Origin of the sequence: Pseudomonas sp. SH10-3B (assembly GCF_019891415.1) — a bacterium.
In the GTDB taxonomy this organism is placed as follows: domain Bacteria; phylum Pseudomonadota; class Gammaproteobacteria; order Pseudomonadales; family Pseudomonadaceae; genus Aquipseudomonas.
In genome coordinates, this window is the sequence record NZ_JAFLXD010000048.1 from 41,582 (window position 1) to 50,608 (window position 9,027).

The window sequence follows — 9,027 nt, forward strand, 5'->3', positions numbered from 1 at the left end:
TTGGCCGGATTGCGAAACAGTCTGGCTATTCTGTGCAATGCCGTCCAGGGATTCGAGCTTTATATTGAGATCCACTCTCATTAAGGAGCTTTGCCATGCGACTCGACAGTACAACGTTCCCTGTGGTGAAAATCGTCTTCGATGCACCCAGCGAGGGTGGGCCGGAGGATGCTTTCCTGGCCTTTGAAGGGCTATTGGCGAGGGAGCAGGCCTTTATGTTGCTGCACGAAAAATCCGTGGATGAAAACAACCATGAGCACTCCCACGAAGAGCGTAAGCAGGCGTCGATCTGGATGAAGAAAAACAAACAGGCACTGCGCATGTTCGTCAAAGGCATGATCCAAGTTGAGCCCAGCGCCGCTAAACGCCTGGCACTCAAGCCGTTCGCGGTGATGTTCAGCAAGGCCTGGGGCTACCCGTTGCTGGTGGTGGAGTCCAAGGACCAGGCCTGGGCACTGGCGCGGGATGTGCTGGATGAGCGGGTGTCGGATGTGGCGCATTTCTAGCAATAGAACAATGCTCGTGGCATTGAGTTTATTCACTCTTGATATAAAAAACTGTCAGTTTCCACAGGTGCCGGTTCGTGTGGCCTGGGAAAGAATACGGCGTCGATGGAGCCGACAGTTTGTTGCCAGGGAGGAACATTAAGGAGTCCTGAAAGTGGTTACACCCACTGTCTTGAGTGCGTTTGAGCGACAGGTCGCTGCCAACCCCTCGCGGCTGGCTGTGGTGGAGGGGACTCAGTACCTCACTTATGCCCAACTCGATGAATACAGCACTCACGTGGCGGCGTACATGCAATCCGTGGGGCTGGGGCGTGGCGATCTGGTGCTGGTACAGACCGAGCGTAGCGCGCGATTGCTCATTGCCTTGCTGGCGGTGGTCAAGACGGGCGCTGCCTTCGTGCCCATGGACCGCAATCTTCCGCACAATCGCAAGGACTATATTGCCCGCCAGTGCCAGGCGCGTCTGGTGCTGTCGACCCATGATCAGGACACCGCGCCCCTATTGACGTGTGACGTGCGGACCCTCAATAGCTTGCTCGGGGCCCCTCCTGCCGCCACGTTCGAGGCCGTCGAGGTGCGGGGGGATGACGCGATGTATGTGATCTTCACCTCGGGCACCACCGGCGATCCTAAAGGGGTGATCATCGAGCATCACTCGGTCATCGAGTTGATGTTGCAGCACAATCAACACTTGCAACTGGATGCCTCCAGCCGCTCGACCTTGATGGCGGCCGTGGGCTTCGACCTGTGCCAGGCGGAGATCTGGTCCAACCTGGTGGCGGGCGCGTGCCTGTATGTGTTGGACCAGCAGGCGCTGCTCGACGGCGACGCGTTCCTGGACTTCTGTGCAACGCATGGGATTACCCATGGGTTTGTTCCCACCCTGAAAATCTATGACGTGGTCAACGCCAGGCAACCCGCTGGCCTGCAGCTCAAGTATCTCTATACCTGTGGCGAGAAACTGCATCCGGTGGCGGTGGACCATTTGTCCTACTGCTTGCTGGACTGCTATGGCCCTACCGAAACCACCATTTTTGTCACGTCCCGCGTGGTGCCTGACAAACGCTTGCGGCGACCGGCGTCCATTGGCTGGCCCATTGGCGGCTGCGCGATCTACGTCCTTAATGAGTATCTGCTTCCTGTTTCTGCGGGGGAGGTGGGGGAGTTGTGTATTGGTGGGCCGTGCCTGGCCCGGGGTTACCTGAATGCTCCCGAACTCACCGCACAGCGTTTTATCCAGTGCGAGGCCCTCGGCTGTCGGGTGTACCGCAGCGGCGATCAGGGGCGATTGTTGGACGATGGCAGTCTCGAGTTCCTCGGCCGCATGGACGGACAGGTGAAGATTCGCGGCTACCGGGTGGAGGTGGGTGAAATCGAGGCACGCCTGCTTAAGGAGCCGCAGGTCAACAACGCCGCCGTGGTGGTGGACGACTGCGGCACCCAAGCCGACAAACGGCTGGTGGCGTTTGTGGTGCGGCGCGACCCGCACACTCATCCACAACAGCTGATTGCCAGCCTGCGCCGTAGCCTGGAGGCGGATCTGCCCGAGTATATGTTGCCCGAGCACTATCAGTGTCTGGACGCGCTGCCCAGCAATGCCAACGGCAAGACCGACAAACCGGCCTTGCAGCATTTGCTGCACCACCAGCCGCCCGACACACTGGTGCTTGAGCGCTTTGCCCCAGGTGCCGAACAAGACCTGGCGCAGTCCTGGTTCGAGTTGCTGGGACACGGCAATTTCACTGCGCATGACAGCTTTATGGCGGTGGGTGGGCATTCGCTGCGCGTTGCATTGCTCGCCAAAATGCTTTCCCAGCGGGTAGGACTGAGGGTGTCGGTGCGTGACATCTATGAGCACATCCATTTCAAGGACCTGGCCGCTGAGTTGCGCCGCCGCACGGCTGAGCCCGATAGCGACACAGGTGAGACGAGCAATGCATTCGAGCGCGATGTGTTCCTTGATCCTGGCACACAGTTTCGCAGGGACTTCGACGCCGCCCAACTTACCGATCCCGCGCATATGCTGCTGACCGGCGCCACCGGGTTTGTCGGCATTCATTTGCTGGAGCGGTTGCTGGCCACCAGTACTGCTGCGATTCATTGCCCACTACGCTGTGAACAGCCTGCGGATGGGCTGGCGCGGTTGCAGCAGATCAGCGAGCGATACGAAGTGCCGATTGCCGCGCGGGACTGGGCGCGGGTTATGGTCTACCGCTGTGACTTGCCCCAGGCCAAACTGGGGCTGGACCCCACCGTTTATGAGTGGCTGTGTGCAACGGTTGACGTGGTGGTGCATTCGGCCAGCGCGGTTAACTTCATCATGCCTTACTCCTACCTGCGTACCGATAACGTCGAGGGGCTAAGGCGGGTTATCAGCTTTTGCAGTGCAGGCAAAACCAAGGCATTGATGCTGATGTCGACCATCTCCATCTACAGCTGGGGGCATCGTTTTACTCAAAAGCGCCGCGTGTATGAGGCTGATGATATCGATGAAAACTTGCCGGCGATCCGCCGTGACCTGGGTTACGTGCAAAGCAAATGGGTGATGGAAAAACTCGCTGACCTGGCCTGCGCGCAAGGCTTGCCACTGATGACCTTTCGCCTGGGCTACGCCACCTGTCACAGTCGCACCGGTCTGTGTGCTCATTACCAATGGTGGGGCCGGTTCATTCAAACCTGCCTCCAATACGGCGCTATGCCGGACCTGCGTAAAATGCGCGAAGGCTTGACCACCGTCGACTACATGGCTGGCGCTGTTGCCCACATCGCCCGTCAGCCCGACGCCTTGGGCAAAAAGTTCAACCTGTGCCAACCGTTGCATACCGACCCCGACCTGAAGCAGTTCTGTGCGCGGGTGGCGCATTTTTATGCGCGCAAGCTGGAAGTCATACCGTTCAAGCGCTGGGTGGCGCTGTGGGAAAACGATGGGGACGCGTTGCTGTATCCCTTGCTGGGAATGTTCAAGGATGACATGTGCCAAGGCGAAACCATTCTGGAACTGTATCAGCACAACTATGCCTGGGATCGCAGCAATACCCGGGCATTTCTCAGAGGCAGCAGCCTTCGTCCGGTGCCATTTACCGACGATATGCTGGGTCGTTATTTGCAGCGTTTACGGCGTTAGTCCATGTGCACTGTGCCGTCGGTTTGACCTTTTTTTGCCGTCGCCGCGCGGTGCAAGGGCCATTGAACTACTTTGATTGACAAGCGATCCCCACCCGGTAATGACTCATGCGCACGTTATGGAAGCGGTATGTGGCCCTGCTGGAAAACGACCTGAGCACGCAAATTTTCGACAACGTCAAAAACCTGCTGGTATGCGCGCTGTTGTTTGCGGCGGGCACCAATACCCTCGTGGGGCAGCAGGACCTGTTTATCGGGGTGTTTGCCTCCAGCGTGGCAGGGTGGGGGCTGATCCTTCTGTCGACAGTGCTGATGCTGTTGAACGTCAGCGATGGCATTCGTCGGCTGGCCAAGCTGCGTTATCACCTGGCATTGCAGCTGTTGCTGATCCTGGTTTATCTGGTGGTGGCCGAGCGGGTGGTAGAGATTGTGTGGGGCTTCCGCGCCCATTGAAGTATCCTCCGCACCCCGCTTTCCACTGATTCAAAGACAGATGACAGGACAAGACATGCAGGCGCTGCTGGAGTCGATCCTCGACGAAGTGCGCCCCCTGATCGGCCTCGGCAAAGTCGCCGACTACATTCCCGCGCTGGCCGATGTACCGGCCAACCAACTGGGCATCGCGGTGTACGGCAATGACGGCTCGGCCTACCGCGCCGGTGACGCCGATACGCTGTTCTCGGTGCAAAGCATTTCCAAGGTGTTCAGCCTGGTGCAGGCCATCGACCACGGCGGTGAAACCATCTGGGAACGCCTGGGGCACGAGCCTTCGGGGCAACCGTTCAACTCGTTGGTGCAACTGGAGTTCGAACGCGGCCGCCCGCGTAACCCCTTCATCAATGCCGGCGCGCTGGTGATCTGCGACATCAACCAATCACGCTTTGCCGTGCCGATCCTGTCGATGCGCGACTTCGTGCGGCGCCTGTCGGGCAACCCGCAGATTCTGGTCAACAGCGTCGTCGCCGACTCCGAAGCCCAGCACGGCGCACGCAATGCGGCCATGGCCTACCTGATGAAATCCTTCGGCAACTTCCACAACGATGTGGACGCGGTGTTGCACAGCTACTTCAATTACTGCGCCCTGCAGATGAGCTGCCTGGACCTGGCCAAGGCGTTCAGCTTCCTCGCCAACGAGGGCACGAGTGCCCACAGCGGCGAACAGATCCTGAGCGCGCGGCAGACCAAGCAAGTCAACTCGATCATGGCCACCAGCGGGCTGTATGACGAGGCGGGCAACTTTGCCTACCGCGTGGGCTTGCCGGGCAAGAGCGGTGTGGGCGGCGGGATCGTCGCGGTGGTGCCGGGGCAATTTACCGTGTGCGTGTGGTCGCCGGAGTTGAACGCGGCGGGCAACTCGCTGGCGGGGATCAAGGCGTTGGAGTTGTTGAGTGAGCGGATTGGGTGGTCGGTGTTTTGAGTATTTGATCGTAGATCGCTCCCATGTACGGGGCGAACTACGGTCAAGTATATTTCACATTTGTGTGTGGAAACTTTCAGGACCTAACCACCATCAGCCAAGGTGCTTGCAAACTTCCATATTTCATCAGTGGAACGGTCAAGCTCTACTAATATTTTCTCCACCCGTCCTTGGAATTTTCTCACGGAATTATATATGATTTCCCCTCGGTCTTTACTGGTTTCTAAATAACCTTTACCTAAAAGGTAACGAATGACTTGGCCAAGACTTTTCTTGTCGACGTGAGTTAACCCTTTGGTTAATGTATGCTCTAGTCGCCCATTTCCAGATTGGCGATAAACTTTTATTAGGATTGATACGAGAATTGTTTGGGCTTTTGTCAGGCCTGAATTTTTTATTGCCGTTAATGTGTCAACTGATTCAAAGTTTTTTATTGAGCACTCTTTAATCCAAGATGGAAGCCCTGTGCTTGAAGATACGCCCGTCAAGCTTTCAATGTGACAATTTTTAATGAGGACGCCTGATGGATCTATTTTACCTAAAGTTATAGATTCAAAGATTCCATCAGAAAATTCAATGTTGCTAATGTTTCCTTCTTCAAAGCTAAGGTCGCCGAAATGAGGCTCGTTAAATTTTATGCCGTTGAAGTCTAGCTCGTCGAGCTTCGCTTTGCTCAAAGCTGAAATACTATCCGATATGGATATTTTATTGGTTTTTTCTCTGTGTAGAGAGTTTTTTGCATAGTTTATGAATGCACTTGCAGACTGGGTTTTATTTATGTTGTAACCTAAAACTGAGCTTCCAAGGCTTTGAAGGGGGTTTAGCCATTTAAGGTCACCAATTTTCTGATCTCCAGATTGAACTTTTTCTGAAAGGTCTAAAGCTCTTAAGCCGTCGAGTATGAACGTATCAACGAAGTTTCGGTCGCTGGTTTCTGAACTAACCCTCCCTAGGCCTGGTAGCCTCTGTAACATTACAGTGGATTGTTCGTTGGGGTAGGTGCCAGTTACTTCGTGGAAAACATTGACTACTTCTGCCTCAGTTAATGGTCCGAAATTTTGCGATTTTTCTCTCGTAATACTTGAAAGTCGTATAAGCACGCTTTTGACAGTTTCCGGGTCAAGGATTGCGTGTATCGTTGAGTCTCGCTGGCACATAGCGTCTATAAACTTGAACCAAAATCCTATTTCATCTCCGCTTGATGACTCGAAAAGAGCCTTTACCTGCTCTGCAGTTAACGACGCAATAGTTTTTAAAACTAACGGCTTTTTAGGCAGCCAGTCCGGTAAAGAGACGCTTATCTTGTTTATATCTAAGTAGTGTGAAAACTCTTCGATATTAAATTCGTCTTTGCATCTGGCTACTGTAGTGCCGTCTTTATTTAATCCTAGGGCTGAATACATTTCTTGGTCACTGTTGAAGTAGTGATCTCTACCAGAAATTAAGCATCCTGCACCCGTTTTTGATAGAAGATCCTTTACGCCTTGCAGTGCGTGCTTGCGAAGCATTTCAAGTGTTTTCTTATTTTCGCTCCAAGGTCTAGAACCAATCTCGTCGAAACCGTCGAGCAAAAAGCACAGGCGTTTACCGTTATATGCTTTGATCACGCTGTTGGTGTCATTCTCATTAATTCCAAGGTGTATAAAGTGTCGGCGTATTATTTCGACGGCACTTTCTAATCCCCATGTTTCTTTTAAGTCAATTGCAATTGGGTATAAAAGGGTTTCGGCGGATTTTTTTGCTAGTATATGAAATACTTCTCTAAAGCATCTGCTTTTTCCCGCTCCATAATCTCCCAGTAGAACCAGTTTTTCATTATTTATTATTTTTTGTGCTATTTCTTGGGCGTCAATTTCACTCCCGTTTTGTAGTTTGTATCCTACCGGAGTATATGCAGTGCTGTCGTTTTCTCCTGTTACAGGATCTACTGCGCTACCAAATTGTTTATTAGATCTAAGTGAGCGGTATGTGGGGAAGTCAAAAAACATTCTTCTGAAATCTTCAAAAGAAACTACTTCTATATAGTTTTCTTTTCCTGCGTCTTTCATTCCTTGGGTAGGTAAAAAGTCGCAAATTATATGGTCTAATCATGATGTTTTTCATCATCATTGCCATGCGAATAGTTTGTATTTTTCCTATGTCTTCTCTGATTTTTTCTAGAGTTCTATTTTTTGTTATTTCTATAGCGATAATTTCAATTTCAGATATTTTTACGACGCAATCGAAATTAACGCCGCCAATCCGGTCTGCGTTAGCAGGTCTGTTCCAGATGTAGCTGGCATATTGCCTGACACTTTTTTCTACTTCTTCCCAGTTGCTCATTTCGGTCCTTGAGTTGTACGTAAGTAGTTTAAATTTTTTTTCGTTGCTGTGCTTTATTTGTCTTTAAAGATTTTCTTGAATTTTATATGTGTGAGCTTGATTTGCTATTGCTTTATATTTAGTTCTCATTAGTCTGTATTGGAGGATTTTGGAGTGGATATTCAGTAATGGCGCAAAGCTATCAGTTTTTTTTGCTTTATGTCCACAGAGTTTTTTCAATCAGAGACCTGTATCTGTGGCTCGAGTAAAGCTTCGGTAAAAACACATACAAAAATATGCAAATGTTGCTCTATTATTTTCGACGAAGCTCGTCCGCTGGTTGGCCCTACAACGACGATTTGGCCTACCGCGCTGGTGATCTGCGACATCAACCAATCACGCTTTGCCGTGCCGATCCTGTCGATGCGCGACTTCGTGCGGCGCCTGTCGGGCAACCCGCAGATCCTGGTCAACAGCGTCGTCGCCGACTCCGAAGCCCAACACGGCGCGCGCAATGCCGCCATGGCCTACCTGATGAAATCCTTCGGCAACTTCCACAACGATGTGGACGCGGTGTTGCACAGCTACTTCAACTACTGCGCCCTGCAGATGAGCTGCCTGGACCTGGCCAAGGCGTTCAGCTTCCTCGCCAACGAGGGCACCAGCGCCCACAGCGGCGAACAGATCCTGAGCGCGCGGCAGACCAAGCAAGTCAACTCGATCATGGCCACCAGCGGGCTGTATGACGAGGCGGGCAACTTTGCCTATCGCGTGGGGTTACCGGGCAAGAGCGGCGTGGGCGGCGGGATAGTCGCGGTGGTGCCGGGGCAGTTCACAGTATGCGTGTGGTCGCCGGAGTTGAACGCGGCGGGGAACTCGCTGGCGGGGATCAAGGCGTTGGAGTTGTTGAGTGAGCGGATTGGGTGGTCGGTGTTTTGAGATCGTTCCCACGCGCGTGGGAACGATCATCTGAGTCTCATGCTGCTGGATGGGCGTCATCCAATGCTTTGTCTACCAACAGTTGTACGCCTTCGAGCATGCGGCAGATGCCCAGCGCCACATTGCGTTGCGCGCCGTCGATTTCAAAGGCCAGGTGAGTAGCGATGTCGGTGATGGAGGATAGATCCTGGGACGCGTTGACCAGCAGGGTTTCCGTGCCCAGGTCGGGGCGCACGGTGAAGAGTTTTTCTGGGGGATTTGGGCTGTCTTTAATCATGGTGAAACTCCGTCGACAAGTGGAGCCGCCAGCGTTCGCGGTCAAACGAAGAGGGTGGCAGCTGTACGCGGGTTGACCGACCGGTTGTCAACGAACCCGGCATACCCGAAGGTATCCCGCGCACAACTGCCGCGACACGATACCTCAGGCACAAAAAAAACGCCTGGGATAGGTGCAGGGCGTAGCAGTTCGTTAACAAGGCCGGACGGTCAAATCCGGTCGCTGAATTGGCAGCGACGGCGGAGAGGTTAATCAGCGACGTTCCGAGCGACAACCTGAAACAGTCGTGGGATAAGTCCTAGGGACCTCATGGGCAGACGCTACATCCTGTGGCGAGCGGGCTTGTCCCGCGTTGGGCTGCGCAGCACCCCCAAAACCAGGCGCAGAGGAGTGCCTGATACACCGCATTCGTCTTCATCAGGGGCGCTTCGCACCCCAACGCGGGACAAGCCCGCTCGCCACAG

Annotated in this window: 7 protein-coding genes and 1 pseudogene; 5 read left to right on the plus strand and 3 right to left on the minus strand. The window is 53.6% G+C overall.

The genetic code is table 11. The features are described from left to right. The first annotated feature begins 95 nt into the window (after nt 1-95). The 4 genes from J1G35_RS26000 to glsB all read left to right on the plus strand — a co-directional run bounded on the left by J1G35_RS26000 (nt 96) and on the right by glsB (nt 5,046). Nucleotides 96-506, plus strand: coding sequence for a hypothetical protein (locus J1G35_RS26000; RefSeq protein WP_053134349.1), 411 nt, complete (start codon nt 96-98; stop codon nt 504-506). 154 nt (nt 507-660) lie between these two features. Then, nucleotides 661-3,630 carry a non-ribosomal peptide synthetase gene (locus tag J1G35_RS26005; RefSeq protein ID WP_223016396.1) on the plus strand — a complete coding sequence of 990 codons (2,970 nt, stop codon included), beginning with the start codon at nt 661-663 and terminating at the stop codon, nt 3,628-3,630. A 107-nt stretch (nt 3,631-3,737) separates the two neighbouring features. Beyond that, nucleotides 3,738-4,082, plus strand: coding sequence for a hypothetical protein (locus J1G35_RS26010; protein WP_053134342.1), 345 nt, complete (start codon nt 3,738-3,740; stop codon nt 4,080-4,082). A gap of 55 nt (nt 4,083-4,137) precedes the next feature. Continuing rightward, nucleotides 4,138-5,046 carry a glutaminase B gene (glsB, locus tag J1G35_RS26015; protein ID WP_090402994.1) on the plus strand — a complete coding sequence of 303 codons (909 nt, stop codon included), beginning with the start codon at nt 4,138-4,140 and terminating at the stop codon, nt 5,044-5,046. An 83-nt stretch (nt 5,047-5,129) separates the two neighbouring features. On the opposite strand, the gene J1G35_RS26020 is transcribed toward glsB, so the two are convergent. Further along, on the minus strand, nt 5,130-7,094 hold the full coding sequence (locus J1G35_RS26020) for a hypothetical protein (RefSeq protein ID WP_223016397.1): 1,965 nt from the start codon (nt 7,092-7,094) through the stop codon (nt 5,130-5,132). Continuing rightward, nucleotides 7,048-7,368, minus strand: coding sequence for a hypothetical protein (locus J1G35_RS26025; RefSeq protein ID WP_223016398.1), 321 nt, complete (start codon nt 7,366-7,368; stop codon nt 7,048-7,050). Before J1G35_RS26025 ends, J1G35_RS26020 begins: the two co-directional genes overlap by 47 nt. Nucleotides 7,369-7,716: 348 nt before the next feature. On the opposite strand from J1G35_RS26025, the pseudogene glsA reads away from it, so the two are divergent. Next, a pseudogene (glsA, locus tag J1G35_RS26030) lies at nt 7,717-8,286 on the plus strand (glutaminase A); the annotation flags it as partial. Nucleotides 8,287-8,323: 37 nt separating this feature from the next. On the opposite strand, the gene J1G35_RS26035 reads toward glsA, so the two are convergent. Continuing rightward, entirely contained in the window at nt 8,324-8,563 is a 240-nt protein-coding gene (locus tag J1G35_RS26035) for a DUF6124 family protein (RefSeq protein WP_027607251.1), read from the minus strand. Nucleotides 8,564-9,027 lie beyond the last annotated feature (464 nt).